This is a genomic window from Proteus hauseri ATCC 700826, assembly GCF_001654965.1.
Lineage (GTDB): Bacteria > Pseudomonadota > Gammaproteobacteria > Enterobacterales > Enterobacteriaceae > Proteus > Proteus hauseri.
The window spans coordinates 84,301-100,116 of sequence record NZ_LXEV01000028.1; the positions used below are offsets into that span (position 1 = coordinate 84,301).

The following is a 15,816-nucleotide window of genomic DNA, read 5'->3' on the forward strand; positions in this document are numbered from 1 at the left end:
GCGAATTACGGCCTTACTGTTGAGATAGAAGCGGAATACCAAGTCTGGAGATTTTCCATCGCTGATATTGAAGTATCTAACACCGGTTGCGGGAAGAAGCCCAAAATAACCAGCATGACAACTAACGACATCAGGATAATAAATTCTCTCAGATCTAACCCTTTATAGGTTCTTTCAGCGGTTTTCGGTGAACCATAGTAAGCCTGTTGCATCATCCACAACGCGTAAACAGAAGCAAAGACTAAACCAAAGACCGAAATAATCGTGATCAGTTTAAATTGACCATAAGTACCAAATAAGATCATAAACTCACCAACAAAGTTACCTGTCCCTGGCATTCCTAAAGAGGCTACCGCAAAGAACAGTGAAAATGCAGGTAAGAAACGGATGCTTTTCCACAATCCACCCATTTGGTTCATATCACGAGTACCTAAACGCTCATACAGCATGCCACACATGATAAACAGACCTGCAGCTGACAGACCATTGGTGATCATTTGAATAATCGCACCTTGATAAGCCAATACAGAACCAGCATAAATCGCAATAACGATAAAGCCCATGTGAGAAATACTACTGTAAGCCGCGAGACGTTTAATATCAGTCTGACGGAACGCTAACAGTGCCGCGTAGAAAATGGTAATTAAACCTAACCACATTGCAACAGGCGCAAGTAATGCAGACGCTTCAGGGAATAGTGGTAAATTGAAACGCAATAAACCATAAGCCGCTGTTTTAAGCAAAATACCTGATAAATCGACAGAACCCGCTGTTGGTGCTTCTGCGTGAGCATCAGCTAACCAGCCATGAACAGGTACAATAGGCATTTTCACCGCAAATGCAGCGAAGAAACCTAACATCAGGATAAATTGCAGCTCTGAACCTAATACAGTGTGTGCTTGTAATAATATGTCGTAGCTAAAGGTCCAAATACCTGTTTCGCGGTAAAAAGCAACCGCTAACCCGATAATTGCCAATAGCATTAACAGACCACTTGCCTGTGTATAGATAAAGAACTTAGTCGCTGCACTAACGTGTTTCTTATCGCTACTTCCTTTGTGTCCCCATAAAGAAATCAGGAAATACATTGGGATTAACATCATTTCCCAGAAGAAGAAGAATAAGAATAAATCCGTTGCCAAGAAGACCCCCATTACACCTGCTAAAATCCACAGCAAGTTAAAATGGAAAGCCCCTTGTGATGGCTGATTTTCATTCCACGAAGAGAGTACTGCAAGAATACCCAAAATCGCTGTTAATACAGTCATCAGCAATGACATGCCATCAAGTGCAAACTGGATATTAATCCCTAACGCAGGGATCCACGGCACAAAGTAAAACTCTGTCCAACGTGGTGCTCCGTCCGCACTGATAAGATGATAATCGCCCTGCAACCAGAGTTGCACAGAAATAACGAGTGTTAATCCCATCGTCAGCAACGCAACCCAGCGAGGGATTTGCGAGCCGATCCGTTCAGCCTGCCAACTTAGCAGGCCACCGATGAAGGGAATAAGTATTAGCCAGGGTAATAACATGGCGCAATGTGTCCCTTAATTAAACCAGAAGCAGCAGAGCGATAACCAGCACTGCACCTAAACCGAGAGAAGCCGCATACCAACGGGCTAATCCATTCTCACTGAAACTCAATCCTTTATTGGCCCCTTTAAACAGGCAGCCGAAAGAATTAAAGAATTGATTAACAGGATCATTTTGAATAAGCCATGCCGCACCTTTATAAGGTTTGACAAACAGCACTTCATACAGCGCATCAAATCCCCAAGCATGGAACCACCATGTTGAGAAGAAACGACCCGTACGAGTTTTGGCAACCTGAGAAACTAACTGACGCTGTTTCAGATATAACCACGCTGCAATGGCAACACCCACAATCGCTACCACACCAGAAAGAGCTTCCAATACATACTTACCATCATGTGATGCTGTACTTTCTGGGAAAACCGCACCTAAAGGTTGAGTGATCAACGCACCAATAAAGGTGGATAACACAGCCAGTACCGCTAATGGGAAAGTATGAGTAAAGCCTTTAACTTGATGTGCTTCGGTTTTGGTCTCACCGTGGAATACGATAAAAATCAAACGGAAGGTATAAAGTGATGTAAACAACGCACCAATCAACCCTGCAAGCATCATATTAAAATGCCCGTTTGAATACGCACCCCATAAGATTTCATCTTTACTGAAGAACCCTGCCGTTAACAGTGGTAATGCAGATAACGCACCGCCACCAATTAAGAAGCAAGCATAAACAAATGGGATCTTCTTACGTAAACCGCCCATCTTAAAGATATTCTGCTCATGATGGCAGGCAACAATAACGGAACCTGCTGATAAGAACAGTAATGCTTTAAAGAAAGCGTGTGTCATTAAGTGGAAAATTGACGCATCCCATGCTTGTGCCCCTAAAGCCAAGAACATATAACCAATTTGGCTCATGGTTGAATAAGCGAGAATACGTTTGATATCAGTTTGTACCAGCGCTGCAAAACCGGCTAATACCAGCGTTACTGCACCAATAATACCGACTAATTCCAGTACTTCAGGTGCCATTAAGAATAAATCATGGCTACGCGCGACTAAGTAAACACCGGCTGTTACCATCGTTGCGGCGTGGATTAATGCAGATACAGGCGTAGGGCCTGCCATCGCATCTGCTAACCAAGTTTGTAATGGTAATTGTGCTGATTTACCCACTGCACCACCTAATACCATTAACATTGCCCAGTTAATCACCGTCGAGCCTGACTCCATAAGTAATGGAGCTTGCACCGCCATTTCGCGAAAGCTCAATGTACCTAACTGATCGTAGAGAATAAACATACCGATAGCTAAGAACACATCACCTACACGCGTTACGATAAATGCTTTCATCGCAGCAGCGCCGTTAGCTGGATTGCTGTAATAGAAACCAATTAATAGGTAACTACACAGACCAACCCCTTCCCAACCCATATACATCAGCAACATATTATCTGCGAGAACTAATACAACCATGCTCGCAATAAATAAGTTAGTATAAGCAAAGAAGCGAGAATAGCCTTCTTCACCGCGCATATACCAAGAGGCATACATATGAATTAAGAAACCAACACCCGTAATAACACCCAGCATAGTTAGTGACAAACCATCAAGAACAAGGGTAAATGGGATATTGAAATCCCCAACTGCCATCCATGTCCATAAAGTTTGTACTTGAGTTTCTTGCCCTTGAGCAAAGAAATCCATGCCAACCCAAAGCGTTGTTAATGCTGATAAACCAACTGAACCGGTACCAATCCATGCTGATACATTTTCTGACCAACGACCACGTGAGAAAGCGAGCAGTAAAAATCCCAGTAGTGGTAGCAGAATGGTTAAATAGAGTATATTCATCCGCGCATCTCACTAACTGTATCAATATTAAGGTTTTGACGATGGCGATGTAGTTGTAACAACAATGCCAAGCCAATACTTGCCTCTGCCGCTGCCAAGCTGATTGCCAGAATATGCATTATCTGACCATCGGTTTGACCCCAAAAGCTACCGCCGACAACAAATGCCAGTGCAGCTGCATTAATCATTATTTCTAGTCCGATCAACATAAACAACAGGTTGCGGCGAAGTACTAAGCAGGTAAAACCTAACACAAACAGTACCGCAGCCAAGATCAAACCATGTTGAAGAGGTATCATTTTTGCTCCCCTACATTTTCGTTTTCGACGAGGTCATCATGGCTCTGATCGCGACCAATATGATAAGCAACAATCAACCCTGACAATAAGAGTACTGACGCTAACTCAACGGCCAGAATATAAGGTCCGAACAGACTAATACCAACTTCTTTAGCACCAATGACTTCGCCACTAATCTCACCATGAGTCACGCTACTAATCGCATAAATAAGCACCGCTAACAAAGCAATAGATAACAATGCAGGACCAATCCAATACTTAGGTTGTAACCATTGTTTTTCTTGATCAACAACGGCTTTGCCTAAGTTAAGCATCATCACCACGAAAACAAACAGCACCATAATGGCACCTGCGTAAACGATGATCTCTAACGCACCGGCAAAGTAAGCACCAAGTGAGAAGAAAACCACTGAAAGTGCGATCAACGATATAACCAAATACAATAAAGCATGTACTGGGTTGGTATGCGTAATAACTCTCAGTGTTGCAAGGATTGAAATCAGTCCCGCTATGTAAAATGCAAATTCCATGAATATCGCTCCTTACGGTAACAGGCTTTTGACATCGATAGGTTTAGCTTCGTCGTCCGCTTCACCTTTATCTTTGCCGTTAATCGCCATACCTGTTTTACGGTAAAAGTTATATTCAGGATATTTGCCCGGCCCAGAAATCAACAGATCGTCTTTTTCATAAACCAGATCCTGACGCTTGAACTCACCCATCTCGAAATCAGGTGTTAATTGCAATGCTGTTGTCGGACAAGCTTCTTCACATAACCCACAAAAGATACAGCGAGAAAAGTTGATACGGAAAAATTCTGGGTACCAACGACCATCTTCGTGCTCGGCTTTTTGTAATGAAATACAGCCTACTGGACAGACTGCTGCACACAGGTTACAAGCAACACAACGCTCTTCTCCATCAGGATCACGCGTCAATACAATACGTCCACGATAACGTGGTGCAACATTGACAGGTTCTTCCGGGTACATCTGTGTTTCGCGCTTGGCGAAGGCATGTAAGCCAATCATCCAAATGCTTCGTACCTGGGTGCCGAAACCAGTCAATAACTCTTTTAAAGTCATGGTTCAATCACCCCTTATTGAGCGTTGTAAAGTATCACTGCAGCAGTTACCAGCAGATTAATTAAAGTTAACGGTAAGCAAATTTTCCAACCGAATGACATCACTTGGTCATAACGCGGACGCGGTAAAGATGCACGAATAAGGATAAACATCATCATGAAGAATCCTGTTTTCAGTGCAAACCAAATAAATGACGGTAAGAAAGGCCCTTGCCAACCACCAAAGAACAGCGTCACGATTAAGCCTGAAACCGCAACGATACCGATATATTCCCCCACAAAGAACAGACCGAATTTCATACCGGAATATTCAATATGGTAACCATCTGCTAATTCTTGTTCGGCTTCTGGTTGGTCAAATGGGTGACGGTGACATACCGCAACACCCGCTATCGCAAAGGTAATAAAGCCAAAGAATTGAGGAATAACGTTCCAAACAGTGGATTGTGAGTTAACAATATCAGTTAAGTTAAATGACCCTGCTTGTGCCACAACCCCTAAGATAGAGAGTCCTAAAAACACCTCATAACTTACGGTTTGTGCTGATGCACGCATTGCACCTAACAGCGAGTATTTATTATTACTTGACCAACCAGCGAACAACACGGCATATACCGCAAGCCCAGCCACCATCAAGAAGAATAAAATACCGATGTTTAAGTCAGCCACAACCCAAGTTGAGCTAACAGGGACTATCGCAAAAGAAAGTAATAAAGAAGAAAACGCGATAACCGGTGCAATAGTAAAGATAAAGCGGTCAGCAAATTTCGGGATCCAGTCCTCTTTAAAGAACATTTTGATCATATCCGCAATTAGCTGTGCAGAACCTGCATACCCCACACGGTTAGGCCCATAACGGTTTTGGAACAGACCGAGTAAGCGACGTTCCCCCATACTCATAAAAGCACCACAAGTGACCACAACAAGAAGGATCACAACAGCTTTTAAGACGGTGAGTAAAATCTCAGTAACTTCAGGAGATAACCAGCTCATTATGCAATACCCCGCAGATGACGAACCGATGCACCAACCAGTGATGGGGAAATACCCGCCATACCTAACGGTAAACCAATTTGACCTTCAGTTAGGTGCATACTGATTTTCACCGGTAAAGTAAATTCACGGCCTTCGTAAGTAAACATCGCTTGTTGCCCTTGAGTTAAGGCTAATGCTTTAGCATCAGATTCACTCAATGTTAAATAAGCGGCTTCCATACGAGATTGGATAACTTCAGCGCGTTGTGACAACTCTTCACTACCGAATAAACGATAATAAGGTGCAACCCTCCACTGATTTTTCTCAACATTAAATGCCGCTGGAATTTCAGTGAAATAGCCAAGTGTATTTTCATCACTTTCAATTAAACGCACACCTGGATCACCAAAGCGTAAGCTGCCGCCCACTTCTGCTTGGAATTTATTCCATGCTTGAGGTGAGTTCCAACCCGGAGCCCATGCAAATGGAATTTGCTGACGAGGCGCTGTTGGGCTGTTATTACCTTCCATTGAGAAAGCAAATGCAGTGTCGATATCTTTTGGCTGACGTTGTTCATGAACAGAAACATTCGCCAACATAGAAGTACGACCACTATAACGATGCGGTTCACGCGCCAGTTTTTGTCCACGAATACGGAATGCTGCATTTGGTGCTGCATCAACAATGCCTGCAAACTGAGGAAGACGCTCTGCACACAGTTCAATGACATGATCTAACTGAGTCCAATCTAAGCTTCTTTCGTGCCACATTGAATCAACACCACTTAGCCAGCGCCAGCTTTCATGCATAACAATATCTTTGTTATAGAATGATGGCTCGAAGACTTGGAAGTAACGTTGTGCTCTACCCTCTTGGCTAACCAGCGTACCGTCGCTTTCAGCGAAACTAGAGGCAGGAAGAACAAGGTGAGCTTTCGCCATAATATCGGTTTGCTGGTGGTCGATAACAATCAGGTTATCTACTTTAGCTAACGCATCATCAATCACATCAGCGTCAAAATGACGATATAAATCGTTTTCTACCACAACAACGGTATCAGCTTGGCCACTGCGCATGATTTTTAATGCATCATCCAATGGTTTCGCATTCATCATTGCCAATCCCATGCTATTTGCATCATCTGCAACATAAGAAAGGCCAACATCATTACCTTTTGCTTTTAATGCAAATGCAATGTTCGCAGCAGCTTTGATGACATCTTCGCTACCCGCATGGCTACCACTAATAATTAATGGTTTTTTCGCTTGAGACAGTGCTTGAACAATCATATCGATATGTTTATTCAGTGCCTCATCGATGCCTTCAACCGCAGGCGCTTCACCGTTAATACCGTTTGCTATCGCAAAACCTAAACGCGCTTGGTCAACCACTGGGGCGCAATAGCTCCACGCAGCCACATCATCAAGACGAGTTTCATCAACGTGAGTGACAAACAGTGGATATTTAGCACGTTGCCCGATATTCATAATCGCCGCAATTTGCCAATCAGCCACTTTTTGCGCCGCTGCCATTTCACGTGCTTTACCTTTCACCGCTTGGCGAACAGATAGCGCCATACGAGCACCGGTTTGTGTTAGGTCTTCACCTAATACAAGCACCGCGTCATAATTTTCAATTTCACGTAAAGAAGGCGTACGAACCCCTCCTTTTTGTAAAATATCAAGCATTAGCGTTAAACGTTTTTGCTCAGCGGCTGAAATTCCACTATAGAAGTTTTCAACACCAACCACTTCGCGTAGTGCAAAGTTGCTTTCAATACTTGCACGAGGTGAACCGATACCGACAACACGTTGGCCTTTTTTCAGCATCTCTGCTGCGGCTTGTGTTGCTTGCAGTGCATTAATTTCTAACCAATTGCTACCCAAACGTTTTTTAGGCTGACGAGGTCTGTCTGCTAAATTCACATAACCATAGCCAAAACGTCCACGGTCACAGAGGAAATAGCGGTTTACCGTTCCGTTATAACGGTTTTCAATGCGACGTAATTCACCATAACGTTCACCTGGGCTTGTGTTACAACCCATGCTACAACCTTGACAAATACTTGGCGCAAATTGCATATCCCACTTACGGTTGTAGCGAGATGAATGCGTTTTATCGGTAAATACACCCGTTGGGCAAATCTCAATCAAGTTACCTGAGAATTCGCTCTCTAAGGTGCCATCTTCAACGCGGCCAAAATAAACGTTGTTATGCGCACCAAAGACGCCAAGGTCAGTACCATCAGCATAGTCTTTGTAATAACGAACACAGCGGTAACAAGCAATACAACGGTTCATTTCATGAGAAATAAACGGTCCCAGATCTTGGTTTCTATGTGTACGCTTAGTAAAGCGATAGCGACGCATAGTATGACCTGTCATTACCGTCATATCTTGAAGGTGGCAGTTGCCGCCTTCTTCACAAACTGGACAATCGTGAGGATGGTTTGTCATATACCATTCAACAACGCTTTCACGAAATTTCTTCGCTTCTTCATCATCAATAGAGATAAACGTGCCATCAGTCGCAGGTGTCATACAAGACATCACCAAACGACCGCGAGTATCCTCAGCATTTTGATATTGCTTAACCGCACACTGGCGGCAAGCGCCAACGCTTCCAAGCGCTGGGTGCCAGCAAAAATAAGGAATATCGAGCCCCAAGGTAAGGCAGGCTTCTAACAGGTTATCAGCCCCGTTAACTTCATATTCTTTGCCGTCTACATGAATCGTAGCCATAGTCAGCATGCTTCCCAAAGGCCTGCATTGCAGGCGTTAAACCTAGAATGTATCGTGAAAAACTACCAGCGATCTTTCAGCAAGTTAGGCTGAATACCTCTGATAAGGTTGGCATTCGTATAATCTTCTTGAATGATGCCGGCCTCAAATTCTTCACGAAAATATTTAATGGCGCTTTGTAGTGGTTCTACCGCACCTGGCGCGTGAGCACAGAATGTATGTCCTGGACTTAAGGAACGACATAAATGCTCGAGTGTTTCGATATCTCCGGGGCGACCTTTACCCTCTTCTATCGCTCTTAAGATTTCGACACTCCAAGGTAAACCATCACGACATGGTGTACACCAGCCACAAGATTCACGAGCAAAAAACTCTTCTAAGTTACGCGTTAATGAAACCATATTAATTTCATTATCTACCGCCATAGCGAGTGCAGTGCCTAAACGGCTACCCGCTTTTGCTATCGTGCCAAAATCCATTGGGAGATCGAGATGATCTTCAGTTAAGAAGTCAGTACCCGCACCGCCTGGCTGCCACGCTTTTAGCTTAAGGCCATCACGCATACCACCCGCGTAATCTTCAAGAATTTCGCGTGCCGTTGTACCAAAAGGCAGTTCCCATAAACCCGGATTTTTTACTCGGCCAGAGAAACCCATCAACTTTGTCCCTGCGTCTGGGCTTTTTCCTGCGCTTAAACCGATATACCAATCTTTCCCGTGTTCAATAATTGCTGGCACGTTACACAGTGTTTCAACGTTATTAACACAAGTTGGTTTACCCCATGCCCCCGATGTTGCAGGGAATGGTGGTTTAGAACGCGGATTAGCACGACGCCCTTCAAGGGAGTTAATCAATGCTGTTTCTTCACCACAGATGTAACGACCTGCACCTGTATGAACAAATAATTCGAAATCGACACCTGAACCAAAGATATTTTTACCTAAAAATCCAGCAGCTTTCGCTTCTTCTATTGCCTGGCGCAGATGCTTTGCTGCTTCGATATATTCACCACGCAGGAAGATATAACCACGATAAGCTTTCAGTGCGTGAGCGCCGATGATCATCCCTTCAATCAGCAGATGTGGAAGTTCTTCCATCAGAAGACGGTCTTTATAAGTTCCCGGTTCCATTTCATCTGCGTTACAAAGGATGTAACGGATATTCATGCTTTCATCTTTTGGCATCAGGCTCCATTTCAAGCCTGTTGAGAATCCCGCACCACCACGCCCTTTTAGGCCAGCATCTTTAACTTCGTTTGTCACCTCAGTCGGTGACATACCTTTTAATGCTTTTTCTGCCGCTTTATAACCGTTTGTTGCACGGTATTCATCCAGCCATACGGGCTGACGGTCTTCGCGTAAACGCCACGTAAGCGGATGTGTTTCTGCGCTGCGAATAACCGGTTTCACTCCTGAAATTGCTGTCATGGATATTGCTCCAGTAACTGTTCAATATTTTCAGGTTTGACAAAGCTGTGAGTGTCGTCATCTACCATCATGGTAGGACCCTTATCACAGTTGCCTAAACAACAGGTCGGCAGCAATGTAAAACGACCATCCGGTGTAGTTTGCCCGGGAATGATATTTAAATGTTTTTCAATAGCGGCCTGAATACCTTGATACCCTGTAATATGGCAGACCACACTGTCGCAGAAGCGAATAATATGGCGACCAACAGGTTGGCGGAAAATTTGGCTATAGAACGTAGCAACGCCTTCAACATCACTCGCGGGGATCCCAAGCACATCGGCAATTGCATAAATTGCACCGTCTTCGACCCAACCTCGGTTCTTTTGCACAATTTTCAGTGCTTCAATAGAAGCAGCTCGCGGATCTTCGTAATGGTGTTTCTCATTTTCAATTTCAGTGCGTTCTTCTTCTGTTAAGACAAAAGCCGCTTTCTGTGAATGAGTGACATCTACGATATCAATCTGCGATGCATGCTCTTTTTGGTTTAATTCATTTTGCATGATTAACGATCCACATCCGACATTACAAAATCAATACTACCCAGATAAACAATTAAGTCAGAAACCAGACTACCGCGGATAACCGCTGGAATTTGCTGTAAATGAGCAAAGCTTGGCGTACGAATACGCGTACGATAGCTCATCGTACTGCCATCACTGGTTAAGTAGTAACTGTTGATCCCTTTTGTGGCTTCAACCATCTGGAATGATTCATTCGCAGGCATAACCGGACCCCATGAAACCTGTAAAAAGTGGTTAATCATGGTTTCGATATGCTGCAACGTGCGCTCTTTTGGCGGCGGCGTTGTCAGTGGATGGTCTGCTTTAAATGGACCTTCTGGCATATTTTTATAGCATTGTTCAAGAATACGTAAACTTTGGCGTAACTCTTCAACTTTAAGCATCACACGGTCATAACAGTCGCCGTTACTTGCTACAGGTATTTCAAACTCAAAGTTTTCATAACCTGAGTATGGACGCCATTTACGTACGTCAAACTCTACACCTGTTGCACGAAGACCCGCACCAGTCACACCCCACTCTAACGCTTCTTTAGAGTTATAAGAGGCAACGCCGATAGTACGGCCTTTTAAGATACTGTTTTGCAGCGCCGCTTTTACGTAAGAATCTAGACGTTTTGGCATCCAGTCTAAGAATTCACGTAATAAACGCTCCCAACCACGCGGTAAATCATGTGCCACACCACCAATACGGAACCATGCTGGGTGCATACGGAAACCCGTAATAGCTTCAACAATGTTGTAAACTTTTTGGCGGTCGGTAAAGGCAAAGAACACCGGTGTCATTGCACCAACGTCTTGGATAAAGGTACTGATATAGAGCAGATGGCTATTAATACGAAATAGCTCTGACAGCATGACACGAATGACTTTAACGCGCTCTGGCACTTCGATACCGGCAAGTTTTTCAACTGCAAGTACATAAGGCATTTCGTTAACGCATCCGCCGAGGTATTCGATTCGGTCTGTGTATGGGATGTAGCTGTGCCAAGATTGGCGCTCACCCATTTTTTCCGCACCACGATGGTGATAACCCACATCAGGTACACAGTCGACGATTTCCTCACCATCAAGCTGAAGAATAATACGGAATGCACCGTGAGAGGATGGATGGTTAGGACCGAGGTTTAAGAACATAAAGTCCTCATTCTCAGTACCGCGTTTCATTCCCCACTCTTCAGGTTTGAATGTCAGCGATTCCATTTCCAGATCCTGCTTCTGCTTTGTCAGCACATAAGGATCAAACTCGGTCGCACGAGCTGGATAATCTTTACGCAGCGGATGACCTTCCCAATCAGGAAGCATCATAATGCGGCGTAAATTTGGGTGGCCATTAAAGACAATCCCAAACATATCCCAGACTTCACGCTCATACCAATTTGAGTTAGGAAATATCGATGTGATAGTCGGAACATTAAGATCGTTCTCACTTAATGCGACTTTCAGCATGATATCCTTGTTTCTGTCAATTGATATCAAGTGATAGAAAACGGAAAAATCAGCTGCTGGTAAGCCTTGACGGTGCGTACGAAGACGTTCGTCAAAGCCATGCATATCAAACAGCATGACATAAGGTTTTGGTAAAGATTTGAGGTATAGCATTACCTCAATGAGTTGTTCCCGCTTTACCCACACAACTGGCATGCCAGTGCGAGTAGGCTGGAATGTAAACGCATCTGGCCCAAATTTTTGACGTAGTTCATTAACAACCTGATCATCGATATGATCGGTTGTTTCCCACGCTGGCCGAGCGCCTTTTTGCGCTATCTGATCGGTCATTTCTATTCACCACAACTTTGATCAGGGTTACTATGATCGCAACACATTGCTCTGGTTACGTCTTAGGCAAAAGCCTTTAAATTTCGTCTGGTGTACGCAGATTTGTCACTGCGATACGTTCACCGTGTTTTCTTTCTCGTTCTGACTGCATATTGGCACGGTAAACGCCTTGATCGCCGACAACCCATGATAATGGGCGACGCTCTTTACCAATAGATTCTTGTAATAGCATCAATGCCTGCATATAAGCTTCAGGACGAGGTGGACATCCAGGAATATACACATCAACTGGAATAAACTTATCAACACCCTGAACGACTGAATAAATATCGTACATACCACCAGAGTTAGCACAAGCCCCCATGGAAATTACCCATTTTGGCTCTAGCATCTGATCATATAAACGTTGAATAACGGGTGCCATTTTAGTGAAGCAAGTTCCAGCAACCACCATAAAGTCGGCTTGACGGGGGGAAGCACGCAATACTTCAGAACCAAAACGCGCTACGTCATGTACAGCAGTAAATGACGTCACCATTTCAACGTAACAACAGGAAAGACCGAAGTTATACGGCCATAAAGAGTTTTTTCTTCCCCAGTTCACAACGTCATGCAACGCATGTTCCAGTTTTCCCATATACACACTGCGATGAACGTGAGCATCTAATGGGTCACTGACAATTTCCTGTGTTTGCAGGGGATAACGGTCATTCTCACCGTTCGGATCTATGCGGGTGAGCGTATAATCCATTTCTAATGCCTCGCTTATTACTGCTGCGGATGTTTGCCGCTGGTTAATCTAACGTGTGTATTTCCTGCGCTTTCACGACGAGAGCGAACAGGTGTCCAATTTAATGCACCAATACGAACTAAGTAGAATAATCCAGCTAATAAGATAGCGATGAAGACGGCCGCTTCAATAAAGCCTAACCAGCCTACTTCACGAACGGAAACAGCCCAGGCATAAAGAAACAGTGCTTCAACATCGAAAATAACGAAAAACATAGCAACCAAATAGAATTTGGCTGACATGCGCAGACGAGCGCTGCCAACTGAATCAAGGCCTGATTCATAAGGAACATGTTTTGCTCTTGCTTGCGCACGGCCGCCTAAATAGCGAGCCCCCAGCAACATGAGCGAACATAAACCTAATGCACCTAACAGAAAGACAGCAAATGCCCAATGATGGGCGATAACTTCAGTGGTTGTAGACATACTCATTGCTTACTCATCAAAGGTGGTGTCAATTAACCAACTCTTATCCGGCGGTTTACACCACATTTATAATTACGAAAAAAAAGGCCTAAAGAACAGACTTGCTAATTAAACAAATGATAACAGTCTATTCAAACCTTTCTTATTTTTTGGAAAACTTTGCGACAAACCACTCAGTTCCCCATCGTTTTTTAACAAACTTCACACTCTATTTTAACAGCCAATTATTGGCTAATGCTAAAACGTGTCAGTGAACCTACAAATTTTCTGCTAACACGCTTAGTCTAACCGATAATTCGATTTTACTACACCAGTATCTCAGGAAAAACCTGACTCAATATAGGCAAATGTGCCTTATTTTCTTGATCAAACTCACAAAATAGTCGAAAAAATGCATAAACAGTTTAAATTTTATCCAAATTTTAACAAATTAACTTTCCAATAATGTGGTGGAGGTCAAATATCCATTTTGATTTGTGAGTTTATTCTAGGAATACCTAGACAAACCTTTTATTTGTTAACAAATCCTACAAGCGTGTAACCGAGCAAAACGGTATACATTCTTTTAACAAATATAACTGAGGTCCAAAGAGAGTTATGTCACAAAGATGAATAGATTAATTTACATAAATATTAAAGTTATGTTACTACCACAAAAAATGACCATAAAAAAACGGAAACAAATGCAAAATATTGCACTTATTTCCGTTCATCTTATTCATCACTATTTAGTCTTATTTGACTATTATTTAATCTTTATACTGCATTTTCAAACTTGGTTTATGCCTTCGTATTCAAAATCACACTTAGGCATTAATTGATTACTCAAGTTCGGTTGAGCTTGCAGTTTCTGCTGCTGTTACGGTATACGGTGTTTTCTTGTTTTCGATAGCATTGAATACGGTTAATACCGCTTCATTTTGCTCATCAAAATTACGATATAACCAATACTGTGTTTCTGGTAAACGAGGTAAACCTTCACTTTCACCTAAAATACGTAGATCCGCATTTTGCATTTCAAGTGGACGCGCAGTGATCCCCACCTCTGCATTGACTGCTGCACGAACCGCAGATAAAGAAGCGGCCTCATAAGCAATACGCCATTGAATGCCAGCATCATCTAATGTGTTAGTCGCCAATTGGCGGAATGGATTTGTTTCATCCATCACCACTAATGGGATAGGTTCATTCATTTGTATTTGGTAGTCTGGTGCACAATGCCATAAAACAGGTGCGGTACGTAACGCGGTACGTGGGTGATGACCAATACGCGCGGTTGTCAGTGCTAAATCAATTTCATGGTTATCAAGCATTGTTTCGATAAACTGAGAACGCTTGATTCGTACATCAACTGCTAAACGTGGATAAACTGACGCGATACGATTGAGTAGAAATGGTAATAAGGTATCTACTGAATCATCTGAAGCGCCAATACGTAACTCACCTTCAGCATCACTATAAGTTAATGAAGCCGTAGCATCATCGTTAGCACGTAGAATTTGACGAGCATAACCTAATAGTTGTAGGCCATGTTCTGTTAAAAGTTTATTACGACCATGACGGGCAAATAGTTCTCTGCCCACTAATTGCTCTAAACGCTGCATCTGCTGACTTACCGCAGATTGAGTTCGACATACTGCTGCTGCGGCTGCAAAAGTGTTTAAATCTGCAACAGCGACAAACGTTCTTAGCAGATCGAGGTCGAGGTTCATTATCGGACGATTTGCATTAATCATTGTTTATTCTTCACTTATTTTTGATTTTTAAATTACATATACCTGGTGTTTTATATCAAAAGTCTAAAAGAGACTTCCGATTTAGACAGTACTCTACTCTGAAAAAGAGAGCAAAGACATACTGGATACTTTACATTTGTTTCTTATGGTTTACACCTCCTAGATAGAAAGGAATTGCATATTTTTGTAACAAATTAAATTTTATTATCATTTTAAGCATTAACAAGAAAGAACTATCAGCCGTCATCACAAGTTAGACTTGGATCATACTATATTGCCTTTCTATCCAGAAAATTTAACATTTTGAAAATAATTCAAATTATCTTAACTATGCATCGTCATTTAAGTATCTTCCCCTATAAATTAAATTTAAGATTTAAATTTAATTTATACTTAAACTGTTTGATTGCTATAGAATAAAGGAGATTTAACCATAATATTTGAAAATTTAATATATTAAGTCAGATAATACAAACTCAATAAAATTATTCAATAATTGATTATGCAACATTTCATCAACCTATGTATTACGCTGAATTATTTTCAAACCGCACACTAAAAACCCTCTTTTCACCAGATAAATATTTCAATATTTTCAAAAAAACCAG

At 42.6% G+C, this 15,816-nt stretch carries 13 protein-coding genes; all 13 read right to left on the reverse strand.

All coding sequences use genetic code 11. From position 1 onward, the window contains the following. Positions 1-5: 5 nt before the first annotated feature. Positions 6-1,535 (reverse strand): NADH-quinone oxidoreductase subunit M, encoded by a 1,530-nt coding sequence (nuoM, locus tag M997_RS12570; protein ID WP_064720454.1) that lies wholly within the window; start codon positions 1,533-1,535, stop codon positions 6-8. Between the two features lie 19 nt (positions 1,536-1,554). Next, a complete protein-coding gene (gene nuoL / locus M997_RS12575) occupies positions 1,555-3,390 on the reverse strand; it encodes an NADH-quinone oxidoreductase subunit L (RefSeq protein ID WP_064720455.1) in 1,836 nt (611 codons plus the stop codon). Beyond that, a complete protein-coding gene (nuoK, locus tag M997_RS12580; RefSeq protein ID WP_064720456.1) occupies positions 3,387-3,689 on the reverse strand; it encodes an NADH-quinone oxidoreductase subunit NuoK in 303 nt (100 codons plus the stop codon). The genes nuoL and nuoK overlap by 4 nt, the downstream gene beginning before the upstream one ends. Further along, positions 3,686-4,219, reverse strand: coding sequence for an NADH-quinone oxidoreductase subunit J (gene nuoJ, locus M997_RS12585; protein ID WP_064720457.1), 534 nt, complete (start codon positions 4,217-4,219; stop codon positions 3,686-3,688). The genes nuoK and nuoJ overlap by 4 nt, the downstream gene beginning before the upstream one ends. 12 nt (positions 4,220-4,231) lie before the next feature. Next, the gene (nuoI, locus tag M997_RS12590) at positions 4,232-4,774 is read right to left on the reverse strand and encodes an NADH-quinone oxidoreductase subunit NuoI (protein WP_036935576.1); all 543 of its coding nucleotides are present in this window, start codon (positions 4,772-4,774) and stop codon (positions 4,232-4,234) included. Between the two features lie 14 nt (positions 4,775-4,788). Then, positions 4,789-5,766, reverse strand: coding sequence for an NADH-quinone oxidoreductase subunit NuoH (gene nuoH / locus M997_RS12595; protein WP_064720458.1), 978 nt, complete (start codon positions 5,764-5,766; stop codon positions 4,789-4,791). Further along, positions 5,766-8,489, reverse strand: a complete 2,724-nt coding sequence (nuoG, locus tag M997_RS12600; RefSeq protein ID WP_064720459.1) for an NADH-quinone oxidoreductase subunit NuoG — start codon at positions 8,487-8,489, stop codon at positions 5,766-5,768. The genes nuoH and nuoG overlap by 1 nt, the downstream gene beginning before the upstream one ends. A 62-nt stretch (positions 8,490-8,551) precedes the next feature. After that, positions 8,552-9,916, reverse strand: a complete 1,365-nt coding sequence (gene nuoF, locus M997_RS12605; RefSeq protein WP_064720460.1) for an NADH-quinone oxidoreductase subunit NuoF — start codon at positions 9,914-9,916, stop codon at positions 8,552-8,554. Then, positions 9,913-10,458, reverse strand: a complete 546-nt coding sequence (nuoE, locus tag M997_RS12610; protein ID WP_064720461.1) for an NADH-quinone oxidoreductase subunit NuoE — start codon at positions 10,456-10,458, stop codon at positions 9,913-9,915. Before nuoE ends, nuoF begins: the two co-directional genes overlap by 4 nt. A gap of 2 nt (positions 10,459-10,460) precedes the next feature. Further along, positions 10,461-12,257, reverse strand: a complete 1,797-nt coding sequence (gene nuoC / locus M997_RS12615; protein WP_064720462.1) for an NADH-quinone oxidoreductase subunit C/D — start codon at positions 12,255-12,257, stop codon at positions 10,461-10,463. Between the two features lie 76 nt (positions 12,258-12,333). Further along, positions 12,334-13,008 carry a NuoB/complex I 20 kDa subunit family protein gene (locus tag M997_RS12620; protein ID WP_064720463.1) on the reverse strand — a complete coding sequence of 225 codons (675 nt, stop codon included), beginning with the start codon at positions 13,006-13,008 and terminating at the stop codon, positions 12,334-12,336. A gap of 17 nt (positions 13,009-13,025) precedes the next feature. Continuing rightward, positions 13,026-13,478 carry an NADH-quinone oxidoreductase subunit A gene (locus tag M997_RS12625; protein WP_064720464.1) on the reverse strand — a complete coding sequence of 151 codons (453 nt, stop codon included), beginning with the start codon at positions 13,476-13,478 and terminating at the stop codon, positions 13,026-13,028. Positions 13,479-14,293: 815 nt separating this feature from the next. Then, entirely contained in the window at positions 14,294-15,208 is a 915-nt protein-coding gene (hexA, locus tag M997_RS12630) for a transcriptional regulator HexA (protein WP_064720465.1), read from the reverse strand. Positions 15,209-15,816 lie beyond the last annotated feature (608 nt).

What these genes read in the sequence shown, in the direction of transcription:
- nuoM (WP_064720454.1), bottom strand. Translation starts at nt 1,535, where the DNA reads ATGTTATTACCCTGGCTAATACTTATTCCCTTCATCGGTGGCCTGCTA.
- nuoL (WP_064720455.1), bottom strand. Translation starts at nt 3,390, where the DNA reads ATGAATATACTCTATTTAACCATTCTGCTACCACTACTGGGATTTTTA.
- nuoK (WP_064720456.1), bottom strand. Translation starts at nt 3,689, where the DNA reads ATGATACCTCTTCAACATGGTTTGATCTTGGCTGCGGTACTGTTTGTG.
- nuoJ (WP_064720457.1), bottom strand. Translation starts at nt 4,219, where the DNA reads ATGGAATTTGCATTTTACATAGCGGGACTGATTTCAATCCTTGCAACA.
- nuoI (WP_036935576.1), bottom strand. Translation starts at nt 4,774, where the DNA reads ATGACTTTAAAAGAGTTATTGACTGGTTTCGGCACCCAGGTACGAAGC.
- nuoH (WP_064720458.1), bottom strand. Translation starts at nt 5,766, where the DNA reads ATGAGCTGGTTATCTCCTGAAGTTACTGAGATTTTACTCACCGTCTTA.
- nuoG (WP_064720459.1), bottom strand. Translation starts at nt 8,489, where the DNA reads ATGGCTACGATTCATGTAGACGGCAAAGAATATGAAGTTAACGGGGCT.
- nuoF (WP_064720460.1), bottom strand. Translation starts at nt 9,916, where the DNA reads ATGACAGCAATTTCAGGAGTGAAACCGGTTATTCGCAGCGCAGAAACA.
- nuoE (WP_064720461.1), bottom strand. Translation starts at nt 10,458, where the DNA reads ATGCAAAATGAATTAAACCAAAAAGAGCATGCATCGCAGATTGATATC.
- nuoC (WP_064720462.1), bottom strand. Translation starts at nt 12,257, where the DNA reads ATGACCGATCAGATAGCGCAAAAAGGCGCTCGGCCAGCGTGGGAAACA.
- M997_RS12620 (WP_064720463.1), bottom strand. Translation starts at nt 13,008, where the DNA reads ATGGATTATACGCTCACCCGCATAGATCCGAACGGTGAGAATGACCGT.
- M997_RS12625 (WP_064720464.1), bottom strand. Translation starts at nt 13,478, where the DNA reads ATGAGTATGTCTACAACCACTGAAGTTATCGCCCATCATTGGGCATTT.
- hexA (WP_064720465.1), bottom strand. Translation starts at nt 15,208, where the DNA reads ATGATTAATGCAAATCGTCCGATAATGAACCTCGACCTCGATCTGCTA.